Origin of the sequence: Bacteroides rodentium JCM 16496 (assembly GCF_000614125.1) — a bacterium.
Lineage (GTDB): Bacteria > Bacteroidota > Bacteroidia > Bacteroidales > Bacteroidaceae > Bacteroides > Bacteroides rodentium.
Genome location: NZ_BAKJ01000130.1, coordinates 1 through 1566, shown reverse-complemented (window position 1 = coordinate 1566; position 1566 = coordinate 1). Strand labels below are relative to the sequence as shown.

Sequence of the window (1566 nt, the reverse complement as noted above, 5' to 3'; positions counted from 1 at the left end):
GATTGTCGATCATACCGTAAGTTCCGGCAGAAGTCTGTCCGTAGCGTTGCAGGTTCCTGATGTTCCCGTTCTTGTCGTAGGCGGTCACCTTCTCGGTATAACGGCCTGCGCCGTGGACGGCATCCGTCAGGCGGTTCAGGCATCGTAGGCGAAGGTGTAGGCCAAGTCGTCGTAGGCGTATTCTGCAAGGGTCACGGTGGCGCCGCCGTCCAGCTTGTACTGCACCTTGCCCAGGCGGTCGGCGTGGTCGTAGCTGTAGGTGGTGACTTCGGTCAGGTCGTCCGGTATGTATATGAAAATCCCTGCTTATACGCAATGGTATAGGCAGGGAATCATTCAGAGATTATCGTATTAGAAGACTTTCATATTCAAACACAACGAATGAAGAATATCCACTGCAACGGAACATTATTCCTCTATTATACGTTTTAATACGAAGCCGTCATTTTTCCTAATTTCATAATAAACTGCCCCTCCAAACAATAGTTCATCTATTTTTGAGACAGGTTCACTTCTTACAATCCAAATGCTATCATGGATAAGATGAATATGAAAGGGACCTTGAACTTCTATTACACCTTCCTCTATTAGACTATTTATACTAGGTTTCACTCTTTCAAAAGCATGCTCTACAGAGACTATCATTTTGTTTGTAGTAATAGTATCACATTCTTCAAATGGCTTTATGTCTACATATTCTTGTTGAAGGGTCGTATCTATAATAAAACTCACTTCTTCTCGAATGTTCGTAGTCTTACTTTTTCTTACACTACATCCCGCAAGACAAAGGTACAATAAAGTTAATGAAATTATATATTTTTCCCTCATTTTACTTGAACATATTTATAATGTTATCCATAAATTTAATAAATAGAGAACGCGTATTATCTACTGGATCAACATTATTTAGTCGTTTAGGATCTTTTGGATCACTGGGTAAATCTTTAGAAATTGTTTCCACTTGTTTTTTTGCAGGATTATACTCTAATAGACTACCATTAGGGGTTGCCAAATATCCAACTAACCCAGTCTTTTCACTAGTTCTTTTATCAGTATTGGAAAATTCATTGTCTTTTACGATGAATTTATTCCCATTAGCATCAGTTACATTTTCTGTATATTCACCATGAGAATGAATAGTTGCAACATTTTCCTTGTTACTTGAATTCGATATTTTACCGCCGTGAGAACCTAAAACGGTAGCAGGAGTATATGAATATTTAGCCTTTCCATCATTTTCTATTTTATAAATTAGAGATGCCATTTCTTGTTTCCGAATGATAGATGCACCATTATAGTACATACCCCAGTCTTTGGCCGCTTCTCTTGGAGTCTTGAATAAATCACCAGGACCGAACTCCATACCATTCTTATCTATGAAACGTACTGGATTATTTGCACAATATCCATAAGGATTCATTCCATAATATTTTTCCGCCAGCGGGTCAACCGTCGTAAACCGTCCCAACGCCGCATCATAATGCCTTGCCCCATAATCATACCAGTTCAGCCCTTTCTTCGCATCAAGTTCCTTGCCATTGTATTTGTAAGGCTGCACGTTGCCAG

At 39.6% G+C, this 1566-nt stretch carries 3 protein-coding genes; all 3 read right to left on the bottom strand.

What is annotated here, in order from left to right:
- On the bottom strand, nt 1–316 hold a 316-nt coding region (locus tag JCM16496_RS22550; protein WP_262482793.1), incomplete at its 3' end, for a hypothetical protein.
- Between the two features lie 92 nt (nt 317–408).
- Entirely contained in the window at nt 409–828 is a 420-nt protein-coding gene (locus JCM16496_RS21030) for an NTF2 fold immunity protein (protein WP_128809797.1), read from the bottom strand.
- Nucleotide 829: 1 nt separating this feature from the next.
- A partial coding sequence (locus tag JCM16496_RS22860; protein ID WP_025836426.1) for an RHS repeat-associated core domain-containing protein occupies nt 830–1566 on the bottom strand: 737 nt, incomplete at its 5' end.